Annotated in this window: 10 protein-coding genes and 1 pseudogene; 7 read left to right on the top strand and 4 right to left on the bottom strand. The window is 38.5% G+C overall.

The annotated features are described in order from the left end of the window. Positions 1–38: 38 nt before the first annotated feature. From BAE46_RS00800 to BAE46_RS00785, 3 genes are all read left to right on the top strand, one after another. Entirely contained in the window at positions 39–302 is a 264-nt protein-coding gene (locus tag BAE46_RS00800; RefSeq protein WP_070111521.1) for a hypothetical protein, read from the top strand. 865 nt (positions 303–1167) lie between these two features. Beyond that, positions 1168–1467, top strand: a complete 300-nt coding sequence (locus BAE46_RS00790; protein ID WP_070111519.1) for a GIY-YIG nuclease family protein — start codon at positions 1168–1170, stop codon at positions 1465–1467. Between the two features lie 84 nt (positions 1468–1551). Further along, positions 1552–1791, top strand: a complete 240-nt coding sequence (locus tag BAE46_RS00785) for a hypothetical protein (RefSeq protein ID WP_070111518.1) — start codon at positions 1552–1554, stop codon at positions 1789–1791. Between the two features lie 153 nt (positions 1792–1944). Here BAE46_RS00785 and BAE46_RS00780 read toward each other — a convergent pair whose 3' ends face one another. The 3 genes from BAE46_RS00780 to BAE46_RS14535 all read right to left on the bottom strand — a co-directional run bounded on the left by BAE46_RS00780 (position 1945) and on the right by BAE46_RS14535 (position 3978). After that, entirely contained in the window at positions 1945–2622 is a 678-nt protein-coding gene (locus BAE46_RS00780; RefSeq protein ID WP_083256756.1) for a hypothetical protein, read from the bottom strand. Between the two features lie 3 nt (positions 2623–2625). Then, on the bottom strand, positions 2626–3519 hold the full coding sequence (locus tag BAE46_RS00775) for a DUF4357 domain-containing protein (protein WP_070111517.1): 894 nt from the start codon (positions 3517–3519) through the stop codon (positions 2626–2628). A gap of 240 nt (positions 3520–3759) precedes the next feature. Further along, entirely contained in the window at positions 3760–3978 is a 219-nt protein-coding gene (locus BAE46_RS14535) for a hypothetical protein (protein WP_141729307.1), read from the bottom strand. A 181-nt stretch (positions 3979–4159) separates the two neighbouring features. Here BAE46_RS14535 and BAE46_RS00770 point away from each other — a divergent pair, with 181 nt between their 5' ends. Next, positions 4160–4954, top strand: a complete 795-nt coding sequence (locus BAE46_RS00770) for an HNH endonuclease family protein (RefSeq protein WP_244884969.1) — start codon at positions 4160–4162, stop codon at positions 4952–4954. A gap of 702 nt (positions 4955–5656) precedes the next feature. On the opposite strand, the gene BAE46_RS00760 is transcribed toward BAE46_RS00770, so the two are convergent. Beyond that, positions 5657–6016, bottom strand: coding sequence for a hypothetical protein (locus BAE46_RS00760; protein WP_070111515.1), 360 nt, complete (start codon positions 6014–6016; stop codon positions 5657–5659). Positions 6017–7296: 1280 nt separating this feature from the next. Between BAE46_RS00760 and BAE46_RS00755 the strand changes: the two genes are divergently transcribed. The 3 genes and pseudogenes from BAE46_RS00755 to hhe all read left to right on the top strand — a co-directional run bounded on the left by BAE46_RS00755 (position 7297) and on the right by hhe (position 15699). Continuing rightward, positions 7297–8232, top strand: a complete 936-nt coding sequence (locus BAE46_RS00755) for a tetratricopeptide repeat protein (protein ID WP_244884968.1) — start codon at positions 7297–7299, stop codon at positions 8230–8232. A 900-nt stretch (positions 8233–9132) separates the two neighbouring features. Beyond that, positions 9133–9892, top strand: a pseudogene (locus BAE46_RS14955) (5'-3' exonuclease); the annotation flags it as partial. A 47-nt stretch (positions 9893–9939) separates the two neighbouring features. Then, positions 9940–15699, top strand: a complete 5760-nt coding sequence (hhe, locus tag BAE46_RS00750; protein ID WP_425307086.1) for a DUF4011 domain-containing anti-phage protein Hhe — start codon at positions 9940–9942, stop codon at positions 15697–15699. The last annotated feature ends 364 nt before the right edge of the window (positions 15700–16063 follow it).

Here is a 16063-nt window from a genome sequence, read left to right as displayed (position 1 = left end):
CGTAACAAGTACATTGATTAATGTAATAAGGCGGTTAAATGGCACAGAGCAATTCATATGAAACGGTTTTAGTAGAAAGTTTTATGCCTGCTAAATTTTCAGGCAAGCGGGGACGTGTCCATATACGCCCAATCGCAGGAGGAAAGTATTCACCAGATTTGTCGGTAGAATGCGCCAAAAGGCTGAGCGAAAATTATCCGGTAGGCACTAAGTTCAAACTTCAGGCTAAATTAACAGACCGAGAGGGTGGCGGAGAATACTTATATAGTTCTTTTCAATGGCCATATGAGGTTGTTGAGTAATTACTGTATTGCTGATAATTTGTTAAACATGAATTTTAATCCGCCTGAGCCAATTCAAATGTGGGCTGGTGATATTTAATAGAGTGCACTGTTAAGGTCGGCTTTTGAAGATAAGAAGACACCACAACGACAAACCATGAACAAGCCGATGCTATGATTTTAATGCTGCTAATTAGCGGTATAGCGACACAAAGCGAGGATTACTTGGTAACAAGTAACAATTACGTAATGATGCTATCAGAATTGATTAGGACGCGTATTATAGATATTGCATAAACTTTGACAATCCCCAACTTTTTAATTAAATTAATGTGTACTAAAAGTGAACTATATAAATATGGATTGTTAATAGTGGCATTTCTCCGAAGGACTTTCACCTTGTTCATTTGTGCTCATGCTGGGCATACACAAGAGATTCAAGGTGAACAAAAACAAAAGCGGTTTTCGTCCTTTAGTTCTGCGTTAGGTGACAGTAAATGGAAGCTACATTAATAATTGTAGGAGTAACAGCACTGTTTTTGTTAACTCAACGATGGTTTTGGCTCCTTGTTTTTGGCCTCGGCGCATTGGCCAGTGGGTTCACAATAATTGCTAGTGTAATACACTTTCAAATACTTGCCGCATTAGGTTTTTTCGTATTAATGTGCCTACTTGGTTTCATAACACTTGTTATTAGAGATGCGTTTTAATATGCGAAACATCTAAATAGTATGGTTACTTAATAGGCTAATGTTTGCATTTTCGCCACTTCTTATAGTTAATTTTATCATAAGCTATTGTTACTAAATCCTTATATGATGGTGCTTTAAGCTTATATTCGACCTATACATGGTAGATTAGTCAACAATTGATACTAGGGTCTATAATGAAGCAGATATATAAAATCACATACTTAGCTACTAACAAAATTTATATTGGTAAACTTGCCTATGAAAGTTTTAGATATTTTGGTAGTCCATCAAAGAAAGTAGTTGATGAAGATTTTAGAAAGCTACCTATCGAACAACAAAAAGATTATTCAGTACGAAAAGAAATATTGTGGGAGTCAACCACCTGCACAGATTCTGAATTATCGGTCAAAGAGGTTGAATATATAAAAACGTATCAATCTAATAATCCAAGTATAGGCTATAGCAGGTGGCCTAAATTTGATGATAATTGTTAATAATAAAGATCGCCTTAGACACGGGTATAAACTATTTGAGCGTATTAATGTTAATAATGCCTTGTAGACTTTAGGAGTGTAAAAATGTTTAGTTTATTCAAAAAATCGCCACCGCTAACAATCAGCGAACAGCTTAGCAACGAATTCGAAATAGGTTGTATAATTGACGCGTTAGAAAGTGATGGGTATCGTCCTAGTGATGTGTGCGAGATTTTACAATCTGCTTTAACTGTAAACAAGTTTAGCGCTAATTACGTGAGATGTTATGAAATAGTAAACACTAACGGCAAAGTCACAGTGTCTTATACATTAGATTTAGATTAAAGGTAAGCGCCGGATTAACCCACGTTCTCACATTATTTCTCCCTTTGTTAGCGGAATATTTGGATTCTAGGTTTTTCAGAATACAATTGACGGTAAAACGATAGTGTTGTAGTACTAGCAACCATAATCATTTAAAGCAATTTTAGTTACGAGTTATAGCACTATCTGGCTAAACCCTTCCGTAACTGACTTTTTCAACTTACCGAATTCATCAATATTTATTGTTTCGGCATTTGCGAGACGTTCAAAATATTCGGTGATGTTGTCGTTAAATTCATCGTTTGACATCAATTGATTAAAATCAGCAATCATAGATTCGAACTTATTAAATATTTGCTTTTGAAATAATTGTGTAAACTCATCAACCATCGAACCCTTTGCTTCATGTCCCGTGAACGGATCTAGCAACTTAGGAAGATAAACTAGATTCCACGGAGCTGTAAATGCAAATACATTTTTTGTGCGTCCAAACACATGAGAAATTTGATAATTCTGTACCATGTCAAATTTACTGGTCTTTGTTTTAGTATATCCAGTCAGGCTTCTGATCAATTTAGTCGGTTCAGTATTGTTATTCTTATCAATAAGAACATTCTCATTACCCAATACTTTCTTATAGAACGACTGGTATAAATGTGACTCCTTAGAGTTCTTCCCAAATGCCCGGATGAATACCTGCTCATTGCTATTAATACGATGTTTCAGGCTTTCCCACTCTGCTTGGGCTTTGGTAATATCAGCGGAAATTGTTTCTTTTAGACCAAATTCAAAGAATTGATGTTTTGTAATATATCCTTCTTCAAAAAATCGCAAGTACGCATCTCTAGTCATTGTTTAACCTATTAAACTATTGGCCTCATATTCCTTGAGGCTTATACCATCCATGGTTTTCCATTTACTTCTACCATTAATTGGATAACCCACTAATATTGAGGCTGCCTGCGACGGACTGGTAAACAAATAATTCTGATTTAGCACTAAAAAGTCGCCAGATTTTGTAAGTACACCAGTGTCTATTAATTTATCTCTAAGTTTGCTGGCGCCACTAGACAACGTGCTATTTGCCTCTACATTCGCTTGTGAGCCTTTCAAGACGACCATACCTTCGTCACTGAGTGAACTTTTAGCATTAAGGTTTTTGACGTTGATAAAAAAAGTCTCGTTGCTTTCTTCATTGTCGCTTGAACCTGACTTATTGTCTGTGTGCTCAACAGAACCAGTTAGCAATGGCTCTAGCGTCTTATGGCCTAGCACCCCCAACAATGTTTTAAGGTTGAATATATATTCTTGCATCGACGCTTGTTCACTTCTCGGTAACGCAGGTAGCCTGGGAATATTACTGTTTTGAAGCTCATGACGCCCGACTTCTTTAGTGATTCGGAGCAACTCAGCCTCCAAATATTTGACATGGGACTTCGTTAAATTTTCGTCTTTACTAGTAAAAAATACAGTCTCATTCCAGAAGTCTTTTTTCGCCAAATGATGCGTCAATCGTTCGTAAACATTTTCAGCTTCGCCAATGTACACTGCTGGATTTCCCGTTACATCATCAATGCCGAATAAGAAGTAACAGCCTGGCTTTTGTGCTTCGGGCCAAAGTGATAGCTTTTTAATTTGCTGTCTGGGGCAACATACAGCTTGGCCGGTCCAGTTAACAATCTCGGCGTGTCTGATACCGCTAACGGAGCCATCATCAAGGTAAATTCTAATAGTTCTGCCGAGTGACATATATGTATTCCTTATTAACTTGTACAGAGCTGCTATGCTCGAAATTACGACGTGTAGCATAATATCATGTGTTGGGGTGAATATTCCCCAAGCCTTTCTCCAGCTTACAAGCATTACTTCGCCTGTACACGTAGATATGCCACTGATAATCCATAACCCAAACTACCCATAGTTATGTGGACGCTTAACTTTTGATATCAGCTATTGCAGATGAACTTAACTACGTTTATAGGCAGCCTGTTAATGCCCGGCTAATAATGCGCCTCTTATATGATCAAGGCCAGTCGCTAAACGTTCTAGTTGGTCTTGTCTCTTGTTTAGTGGAATATGACCTTGACCTTCGTGTAAACTCTCTTGGTAGAGCGTCTCTGCAAGCTCTGTGACTAGATTAATATTATTGCTTAATACTTCCGTTTGAATTGTGGTTAGCAGCAAGGAGCAACAAGTGTAATAGGGCAAACCTGTATCTTGGTATAGTTGCCGATTTGCGAGCGATTGTAACTATTAAGCGAGAAACATACTTGTGCGGCTAAGCCTGTTTTAGTTGAATTAGCAGGATACTTTAATAAAGGATAAATTTTTAGTTTTATATAAATTAAACTTTGATGCTATCCAACAAAAATGAAAGGCGAATTCTAAATTGATAAAATCTTTTCAATTATTAATGTTGTTTTGTTTAGGAACTTTCTTCTTATCATGCTCACCAGAGCCATCAGCGAGTGCCCCAAAGCCCCAAGTTACACCAGTGCCGACAAAGGTAACCTTAGTTAAAAAATCGTCATCTGGTATCTGTCACGATGGAACTAGTGGCTCTTTTGCTAGAACCAAAAACTTCACGCCGTATGCAAACATGGACCTGTGCATATCTTCGGGTGGTAGACCATACAAAGGTTTTAAGTCATCAATAGATATAGCTGAACAAGAAGCAATAGATGAAAATCGAAGCTTTGTCACTTTGTATGATCGTAGTGATTGGAATCATTGGATAGATGCTGATAGCGATTGTCAAAATACAAGGCATGAATTGTTAATATCGACGTCAAAAATAGCAGTAGGGTTTAAATCAGATGATCAATGTAATGTACTCACGGGTTCTTGGTATGATCCCTATAGCGGAGAAAATTATTCCAACTCTAAAGATTTAGACTTAGATCATGTCGTTCCGCTCAAATTCGCACATGGACATGGTGGTGATATGTGGTCTAGGGAAAAAAAACAGAAGTTTGCTAATGATTTGGATAACTTACTATTAGTTAGCGCATCGCTCAATCGTCAGAAAGGTGCTAAAGGTCTAGATGAATGGCTTCCACCTAATCATTCCTATCGGTGCGATTACATCGCTCATTTTAATGCTGTAATGGCTAAATATGAGTTGAAGTATATTCCGTCAGAGCAGCGCATTGTTAATAAAATGGTTAAGGCTTGTAATCAATAACTCTGGAATACTCAACATTAAACTTCAAATTTAAATATCGACTTCTATCCTCGTATTCGCATAGTTTTGTCTAGAAATTAGCGAATTAATAATCAGCAATAGTTTTGCATCAATTCAGTAAGGGGACACCGCCGTAAAAGCGTCTAAAAATAATATGAGAATAGTCTAAAACATAGTGTCAATAGTCGTTTAAGTTTACCCATCTACCCACCAAACCTATGGCCAGATCCAGTGATCATGAAATAAATTATCCAAATAAAAATAGATGCAAAGAAAGTAAATTTTATAGCTCTAAATATATGTTGCTTTAAGCTGTATTTTTTTTCGTCATCTAAAAACTTGCTCCCTAAAAAAACTAAAATGAAAACAATCGGGGTTGAGTACATTGGAAATGTTAATAACGAAATTATAGTTAGAGCTAAAATAATATAAAATACTATTTCCATAATCATTATCTCTTTGGAAACCTAACGTGCTTTTAATATACAACAATCTGCGGGGGTACATCGAAGTAAACTGAATGTCACCTTTGAGCTAAACATATTATTCTGGCCTCTCGGATTGCGAACGACCTTAATTAGGGCAGTTCGTCCGACAAAGCCGTCGTAAACATAATTTATCACCTCAGCACTTCTGAGCTTTTAAAAGAGATATTAATGCTTAATTTCACTACCTGGCGTTGTTATATATACTAAATTATGATCACCTGACGCTTGCCTCTGGATTAAAAGAAATTTCATACCGACCAGAAACACTTTGCCAATCCTTGGGCCTCCCCCATTGAACTAAGCGGCCCCCTTTAAAAACAAACCAATAGTTCACTCTGTCATAGTTCGGCTCGATCAACGGCAATGTAAATATTTCCATCACTTGGCCGTTCGATTGTTGCTGTGAGGCTCTCAAAATTGGCGGTACACCCACATCTTTAGGGAAATATTGCAAAAATTGGGCTTTACTCCAGCCCGTTTGCACACCATTCAGACTAATCGATAAAAAGTTCGTAGCACACCCCGCCAAAAATAAAATAAATAATACCAGCGTAATGTGTTTTAAATTGTACATAATTTCATCCTAACTATATTGCTCAAATAACCGTGTATTATTTAGAAAGCTTGTTATTGCTAAACTCTTCATAATTACTCGCTTTAATCTAAATATTAAACGACGATTAATAATTTACAAAGCAATTAAGGAGATAAATTTACTTTCTTTTGGGTTTGCTAATGTGAAGGTCGGCTTATTGCTAGGACTGACTTACATAACCTATTGAACTATAGCCATTCATTTACCAAACATTACAACGAAGGATTGCCTGCAACGAACCACCGTTAACCATTAAAATCTACCACAATGAAAGTGAGTACCAAATAATATAGGATTTTTTATGGATATCTTAGAAGGAATTGCAATGGCTGTTGAGTAAGCGTCCGACCCAGAAGAAATACTACCTTGGATAGTAAACTTAGATTAGTGTAGTTCTAACGACTGACACCTATAGTTGGCGTTGATTTGGCAAAAGAAGTTATTCAAGTTTGTACCTATACAAGCAAAAAAGTGCATTCTAATGTAAGCGGTCATTTTAGACCGTTAGCTCGATCTCAATGAGCTATTTTATAAATTGTGCGACTCATGTGACTATAAGTGGTATTAAGGCTATAAGCTACCCTTCGTTACAGCTGGCTTTTAAAGTCATTAGATGGTTTTTGCGAAGATGATTTAGCCGTTTTTGCTAATGGGAAAGGTGCCAGCGTTTCGCTCAATTCACAATTAACGACAAGCCTCACCTTATAGGCTTGACGCTTGATGACAGCAGCGCACGCAATAAGCTATATAATGTATGCCCTAAATGCTTAAAGCAGCGCCAGAGCTTATACGCGATCAAACAGGGCTACTATTGCCGCGAGTGTATAGATTTTAAATTATTCTTGCCAGTCTGAACGGCTAAAGCATAGACGCATAAGACGTATACGCAAATTAAGAAAAGCACTATATGGTTGTGCTAGTCCTGACATTAATAATTTACTTGTTGATATAAGCCATTGGGAAATACCCGTTTATATAAGATGGGATACGTTTGAAGCAAAGCGTAATATACTACTGAACCTTGAACGCGAATGCTGGAATATGCAGAACGCATTCAACCCTTGAGAACCCCACAAAACCTGACATTCAAGCCATAAAATGATTATTTATTTCGTTGTTTTAAACTATGGTTTACTCAACTAAGAGCCTGTAATACACTATTTAACACATACCATGGTAGATTTCTTTGGACCTTAAATATGATTAAACTACTTTTTATCAGCGCGTTGTTATTTTTTCAAATACATGTAAGTGCTACTGTGGAAAAAGAAACTTCAAAAATAGAAGTTATTCAACAATTAGCGCAGGGTGGCGATGCTGAAGCACAGTTTAACCTAGGGGTTAGGTACGACCGCGGCGAGGGTGTTCTTAAAGATTTTAAAGAGGCAGCGAAGTGGTTTAAGTTGTCAGCGGAGCAAGGCTATGCTAAAGCACAGTTTTCTCTAGGGGGTATGTACTATAGCGGGCAGGGCGTTCTTAAAGATTTTAAAGAGGCAGCAAAGTGGTATAGGTTGGCAGCGGAGCAAGGCTATGCTAAAGCACAGTTTTCTCTAGGGGGTATGTACTATAGCGGTCAGGGCGTTCTTAAAGATTTTAAAGAAGCAGCGAAGTGGTTCAAGTTGTCAGCGGAGCAGGGCGATGCAGCAGCGCAGATGGCCCTAGGGATGATTTACGAAGGCGGCGATGGTGTTCTTAAAGATTCTAAAGAGGCAACAAAGTTGTATAAGTTGTCAGCGGAGCAAGGCTTAGTTGAAGCACAGTTTCGCCTAGGGGCTATGTACTATAGCGGGCAGGGCGTTCTTAAAGATTTTAAAGAGGCAGCAAAGTGGTATAGGTTGGCAGCGGAGCAAGGTGTGGCTGAAGCGCAGCTTTACCTAGGGATCATGTACTATAGCGGGCAGGGCGTTCTTAAAGATTTTAAAGAGGCAGCAAAGTGGTATAGGTTGGCAGCGGAGCAAGGCAAGGCTGCAGCGCAGCTTCTCCTAGGGTTTATGTACTATAGCGGTGAAGGTGTGCCTCAAAGTTTTATTTCATCATATAGCTGGGCTAACATTTCTAGGTATAACAGTAACGGCGCTGATACAAAATCGCTTTTTGACTTTTTAGAAAATGAAATGTCGATGGATGATGTCTCAAAAGCACAGGCGCTTTCGAAACGATGTCTTGAAAGTAATTATAAAAATTGTGGAAGTTGATTAGAGCGCCTCTATTAGCTATTGCTGAAGAAAAATAAACTTAAATTGTTATGGTATGGGAGTATCACGACACATAGGGACCTATGTTAGGCAGGGGACAGAAAACTATAGAAATATCGGTCTGGACTGGAGGGAAATAGGGCAGTCTGGCTTAGTGATGCAGGACGCTGGGGCAATGGTGAATACGACTCAAAAATAACGTTTTCGATAGATGATACCCAACTGAGTATTTTAGAAAAGTATTCTGACGGTTCCAGAGACACCAAGTCCTATAGTTTAATGCAACTTGCCGGTAATTAATGTCAGCTCAGTTTAATTTGGTTAATAAACTTAGTTTTATTTATTTCATTTAGAGGGAGTTTAATTTATGGCGCAGTTGTCTTGTCCAAAATGTTCAAGTATTTCAAATGGTGAGAGAGGATGCGCAATTTGGTTTTTTGTTATTATTTTGTTTCCTATCGGCCTTTTGTTACTCTTTCTCAAACCAACATACAAGTGTTCTAATTGTGGATTTTTATTTAAGTCATAACCCAGAAAGGGGCAAGAAGGAGCAGACTACTATGTAGCGCATGACGTGCTCCCACAGACCCTAGGGTGCGCAGTTCCTAGCTATAATTCAGATATAGATAGAGTTAGGATTCAATATAAACAAGTATGGTAGACCCGTAGAGTAGAGTATAACTATATACTTGATAGGACTTCTTTGGATTTGTTGTATAGAATTCAATACGATGACGAGAAAGACTTCCGGTTAAAGTCTTTTAGGTGCGATGTTTTTAGTGGTCCCGATGCACTTAAAAAAAAGATGTGTTGTGGTTGAATTAATTAGACCATGTCATGGTACTGGATTGCTTAGAATTCATTACGTTACTGCAATAACGAGAACAGAGTAAACAAATTATGCACAAACATAACACGCCACCTTTAGTGCTTGTTGATGGTTCTTCTTATCTGTTTAGAGCTTTTCATGGCATACCCCCACTAACAAACTCAAAAGGCGTAGATACCGGCGCGATTTACGGCGTAGTTAGTATGCTGCGATCTTTGGTGAAAGACTATAAGCCTACCCATATGGTAGTGGTGTTTGACGCCAAGGGCAAAACCTTCAGAGATGATATTTACCCTAAGTACAAAGCTAATCGTGCCGCCATGCCCGATGAACTAAGAAGACAAATTGCGCCTTTGCACAAAATAGTAAAGGCAATGGGTTTTACCATGATAGTGCAGCCTGGCGTTGAAGCTGACGATGTTATTGGCACACTAGCTCGTCAAGCGTCACAAGCTGGCATATCTTGCGTCATTAGCACAGGTGACAAAGATATGGCGCAGTTGGTAGACAAACACGTAACACTTGTTAACACCATGACACGCACCACGATGGATATAGACGGTGTGCTTAAAAAGTTTGGCGTGCCGGCTGACCTTATTATCGACTTTCTTGGCCTCAAGGGTGACAAAGTCGACAACATCCCCGGTGTGCCAGGTGTGGATGACAAAAGCGCAGTCGCGATGTTAAACGGCATAGGCGGCGTGAAAGCTATATATGAAAATTTAGATAAAATTGCTGAGCTTAACTTTCGCGGCGCGAAAACCATGGCAAAAAAGATGGAGCAATATAAAGAACAAGCTTTGCTTTCGTATCAGCTTGCTACTATTGACACCGAATTATCCTTAAACTTAGAGCTGTCTTCTTTTACCATTGATGAAATGGATAAACCGCTGTTGCGCGAAATGTTTACTGAATTAGAATTTAAACGCTGGTTAGATGAAGTCAGCGGAGGAACCGACCGTTATATCCAAGCAGTAGAAAGCAACTCTGCAGTCAACGATTCAAGCGCAATTATTAAGAATAATAAAATGAATGCTATCGACAAACCAACTTCAATTACCAAGAAAACAGCAGTCTCTTATCCTGATGGCTTCTTAACAAAAACCTTTGAAGAAATGCGTAAAAAGCTTTTAGACATAAGTGGTGGTCGTTCTCGGTTATTAAATCTAAATCAAGATGCAAAAGGATTCGTGAGAATAGTTGATGAATTGCCGGATCAACTTGCTGAACATCTGTTGGGTGGTAAGGCATTTACTATGGATGCAGTCGACGACCCTACTAAAGAGGAACTGATAGAGCACAGATATTTAGTTTGGAATGACGAAGAAAATAAATTTATAGCAGCCAAGCCAATGCCAACGGCTCTAAAATGGGCAAATATCAAAGGGATTAATACTGATTATGACCTGCCTTTCGATTCTGACCATGCTGATGATAATAGGCATCAAGACAATAATATTCAAACAGTTATATTTGATTCAGCTCTTACTTCGTCCATGAAAAAACTGGCTAGCGCGGGAAAAATATCAATAGAAGAAACAGGAAATAATATCCTGTTCTTATCACTAGGGTTCTTAGAGTGGGCTGATAAAATTGGTGGTAAGACGCGTTTAGCTCCGCTATATATGATTCCGGTGAAAATAGAGAAATACGTTTCTAAAAGTGTCACCCGATACCAAATTATGTTTACTGGTGAAGATATTATCGCAAACCTTACATTGCGTGAAAAGCTTCATCAAGATTTTGAAATTGAATTGCCTTCAATATTTAACCAGAAAGACGAAGATAAGCTACTTGATCCTGAAGTATACTTTTCTAACGTTGATGCCTTACTGCAAATGAAGAAAGGTGACGTGAGGTTTGCAGATTGGCGTGTACGCCGTTTTGCAACCTTAGCAACATTAAGTCTCGGTAGATTGTTAATGTATCGCGATCTAGATCCTGCTCGGTGGCCCGATGGAGCAGCAAATTTAGTTGAGCATGATTTTATTCGTAAGTTTTTTAGTGAGGATAAATTATCTGGCTCATCTAGTTCAGGCGTCAATGGTAGTGGTTATGGCGACAGTTATATATTGGATGATGTGCCCTCATTACATGATAATTTTCCAATGGTTGAAGATGCAGACTCATCTCAAATGTCCGCTCTAATCGATATTATGAGAGGGGCGAATATGGTGATGGTAGGACCTCCAGGTACTGGAAAATCACAAACCATTACTAATTTAATTGCTGCCGCGATATCACAAGGTAAATCGGTTCTCTTTGTGGCAGAAAAACAAGCTGCTCTTGATGTCGTTAAGCGACGAATAGATAAAGCGGGTCTTGGTGATTTCTGTTTAGATCTACACAGCGATAAAGCGCAAAAGCGCATGGTACTGGATAGTTTTAAACAGCGCATTCAATTCGAAAATCAGCATAAATTTAAAATTGATGATTATGATGTTCAAGTTCAACGCTATGAGAGAAGCAGAAAGCAACTTCAAGATTATTGCTTTATGATTAATCAACCATGGAAAAATACTGGGTTTACTGTTCATGAGATTTTGTGTGCAGCAACTCGATATGCAAAAGAAGTAGCCCCGCTGGAATACGGAATGATAGCTCCTGAGGGGCCGTCGGGAGAAAGTTTTACCCGTGTTGAATTAGACGAACAGCTAGAACAATTAGAGTTATTTTTTAAGTACTTGGAAATTGTCAGTCAACAATTACCTTTTACTCGGAATTGGCTCAGCCATCCTTGGTACGGCGTAAATAATAAATCTATAAGTGGAAATGATGAGCGTCAATTGCAAACGGGGTTGCAGGACTGGACAAAAAAGTTAAAGACGATTCACGAGCAGTTGATAACGTTATCTCATGAGCATAGCATTGAGTTAGAAAGATCGTTAAAACTTCCTGAGCTAGAGCTATGGGTTGAAGAGTTAAGCCTTATTAAATCTTTAGGTGGAGATGAGTATTTACCTGCATTTAAAAGTATTAGTAAAGAGCATATAGAAAAATTAAATAGTTATATAAAGACAGCCTACGTACTTTGTGCCAGTTTTGAAGAATTAGGAACTGTATTCAATCAAGATTTATTATCTGATTTAGTAAAATCAACTACGATTAAAGAGTCTATTCAGAATATTGCTACTTTAGGCGTTAGTAATAAAGCCCAATTTGATGATTTAGCAAGGTCAATTGGACGATTAGAGACCACAATCAAAATAGTTCAATCTATAGCGAATAAGAGAAGTGAGTTAATGCCTCACCTGCCTACGATGTATAAAGGTGAATTAGAGAACTTGTTTTCAGTGTCACAATCAGGATTCACTGAGCTTGCATGTTTCATTAAACATGTGATCGCACTGCCCTCAGAAATGTTGAGTTACCGCGATGATATTTATGATAAAGAGTCTTTACCTTTAATTTTTTCAGAATTTAAAACGAAACAACAAGATTTGTTGGCTATAAAAGAAAGTTTAGCTACAACCTTTAAACTAGATCGCAAACCTGCTTCTGCAGATATAAAGTTTTTATCTGATGTAATGCAGGAGAGTGGCTTGTTTTCTGTATTCAGTGGCCGTTGGCGTAAAGCTAAAAAAGATATTGTTGCCTTCACAAACGATCGAAAGATAAATAAAAAAACAATCTCAAAGTCTTTAGCCGATTTGGCAGCTTGGAAAGATTCGTGTGACGACCTTAAAAATGCTGTCGAATACCAAACTGCGTTAGGACGCGAATTTAATGGTATTGATACTAATAGTGATCGAATTGAAACACTAATGGATTGGTATCAGGCTGCGCGAAAGGAGTATGGTATTGGTTTTGGTGCTAGGACTGTTTTGGCTAGTGCCTTATTCAGCTTGAATAAAGATATTTTCAGAGGTATTCAGCAACTACAATCCGGTGGGATTGATTTGGAAATATCTGAACTGACGACTAACCTTAAATCTCTTGCGATAGTATTCACTAAAGTTGATTGTATTTCCGATTCGGATTTTAACTTAACTGCCAATGCAGAGCCACTGCAGAAAGCCCTAGTAAATATTCAGCTGAGTTTAGAGGGAATTCAAAAGTATCTGAACAATCCTAACATTGACCAAAAAGAGCTATTACATAGTTTGACCCAACTAGAAAAAGTCCGTACGCACAGGGATAAAATTGAACAAGCAAAAATAAGCGAACGCTTTTTCGATAGCACATTGAACCTGGACTTGGGTTCAAAGGGGGTCTTACCTAAAGACTTTTCAGTTCTAACATCAACCGTTAATTATTTGTCAGATATGTACGATTCGATAAATAACGAAACGCTCATAAAGCTGTTAACTCAGAGAGTAAGCACAGTCGTTGTAGTTGATTTAGTTAATCGTTCAAAAAGCTTACAAGACTCAAAAAATGACGCTTTAAGCTCAGAAAAATCTATTATGTCCACTATAGATTCTGACCGTGAGCAATGGGCTAAAGGGTCTGGTCTTGGTTTAGCCGATCTATGTGACCGCAATGAATTAGCTGTTAGAAGTATTGAATGGTTAGATAGCTGGACTAAATATTTACATGCAAAAGATCGAATGCAAGAAGGTGGGCAGGGTAGGCTAAAAGACTACTTATCTGATTCGCACTTTACTTTGGAATACGGAAAGCAAGTAATGAATTTTGCCATGTATACCTGTTTAGCAAACAAGGTATATTCGCAGCAGCCTGAATTGTCAAACCGCTCCGGCCATGAGCAAACAGCAATACAAGAACAGTTTCGAAAGTATGATAATGGATTAAAGGAGCTTCAACGAAAACGAGTTGCACAACTAGCATTCGAGCGAGAAATTGATGAAGGCACTAGTGGAGCAAAAGTATCTAGCTTTAGTGGTAATTTCTTATTGGAACATGAAATATCTAAACAAAAAGGGCATATTGCTATACGTAAGCTAGTTGAGCGAGCTGGCGACGCCATGTTAGGTTACAAACCTTGTTTTATGATGAGCCCAATGGCTGTCGCCAAATATTTACCGCCTGGTAAATTACATTTTGATTTAGTAGTAATGGATGAGGCCTCGCAGGTTAAACCTGAATTTGCATTGAGTTGTTTTGCTCGGGGCAAGCAAGCAGTGGTTGTAGGTGACCCTAAGCAGCTTCCTCCAACTAGCTTTTTTGAGCGAGCTACGTCAAATGACGGTATGGAAGATGATGGTGATTTGGCCGTCATAAATGATTCAGAAAGTATATTGGAGGCGATTAGTTCGTATTACCCTAAAAAAATGCTCAAGTGGCATTATCGGTCTCGTCATGAGAGCTTAATTAATTTTTCTAATAGACATTTTTATGACAGTAAATTAGTTATTTTTCCCTCTCCATGGGCTCAATCTGATGAGTTTGGGATAAAGTTTAATCATGTAAAAAATGGTGTTTTTGCTACTGGTATTAACAACGAAGAAGCTAGGCATATAGTTGAGGCGATTAAATACCATGTCATCCATAATGAAAATGAAAGCTTAGGCATAGTAGCTATGAACTCCAAGCAGCGGGATCAAATTGAATCGTTACTTGAGGCAGCACGTTCAACCGATTCTATTCTGGATGGTGGACTAAAGCGAGATTCTCAAACAGAAGACCCTATCTTTATAAAGAATTTAGAAAATGTTCAGGGCGATGAACGTGACGTTATTATAATTTCATTCACTTATGGTCCTCTGATCCGTGGTGCCACCAGCATACCGCAAAGGTTTTTCCCAATAAATACTGCACAAGGCTGGCGTCGTTTAAATGTATTATTTACACGAGCTAAAAAACGCATACAAGTATACAGTTCTATGCGTTCTCAGCAGATTATCGTTGACGAAACGAAGAGCCGTGGAATCAAAGCGTTGAAGAATTATTTGGCCTACGCAGAAAGTGGTGACTTGATTGAGCAAAATGGAAACTCAGAGGGAGAACCCGATAGTGACTTTGAAATTGCTGTAATGAAACAATTGACCGCTGCAGGTTACGAATGTGTGCCACAAGTAGGCGTTGAAGAATTTAAAATTGATGTTGGCGTGCGAGATCCTGGGATGCCAGGACGGTATTTAATGGGGATTGAATGTGATGGTGCAACTTATCACAGCAATAAGTCTACTAGAGACCGTGATCGGGTGCGGCAGGGTGTTCTGGAAGATTTAGGTTGGAATATTAAACGCATATGGTCGACGGATTGGTTCAAAAACCCAGATGCCGAGCTCAAACCCATAATTGATGAGCTAAATCGAATAGCAACACCCTTTAGTAACGCAGTTACTGCTGTGAAAGTTACCTGTAATGTAGAAAGTAGTTTAGAATTAGACTCCTTTAAGTTAGAACGCACCATAGTAAGCGAATCTGAAATAAAGGATGAGTTAGCTCAGGATGAAGCTTCATCTATTCAAAGCTTGAAATCTCGTTTGAGAGTTTTTAACGAGCAAATTATTGAGCGTGAATTTCCTCAGACACCTTCTGCGAAGAGACTACTTAGAGGTGACGTGCTAGATATGTTGGATTTAGAACGACCAACTAATCTAGAAGAGTTTTCTGAGTTTATCCCTAAATACTTGAGGACACATACATCCACAGATGAAGCGCGCATGTTCTTAGGGGATGTGTTAGAAATTATTGCAGTGTTTGAAGATCTGAATTCAGGTGTTAATTAGACGCAATAAAAACTTGCATGTGCCGGCATTATTGTCTCCATTGATTAAAAAATGACGCGACAACAATCCAGACATAGAGGGCTTTATCACACCTTCAGATTCTGCTCATATTGCAAATTGCACAATGCTCGGACAGGTTCAAGTTGATGCAAGCATTACTATGCTGTGGGACCGAAACCAGCAAATGATGGAAATTAAAAATAGGCTGCGGGACGAGACTGCAGAGAGATACCCTGATGCAGACACAGTAACCCATTCTGACCTAAACGTCGGTGCGTGCTATTAGACGACAATTAGCTTGGTCATCGCCGGATGCACAAGCAATGGGTGTCGCATTTAAATGTTTTAATAACTAACGAGTAAG

The organism is Glaciecola punicea, from assembly GCF_001756615.1.
GTDB classification, from domain to species: Bacteria; Pseudomonadota; Gammaproteobacteria; order Enterobacterales; family Alteromonadaceae; genus Glaciecola; species Glaciecola punicea.
Note: the sequence above shows the minus strand (reverse complement) of the source record. Positions and strands in the feature narration are given on the sequence as shown.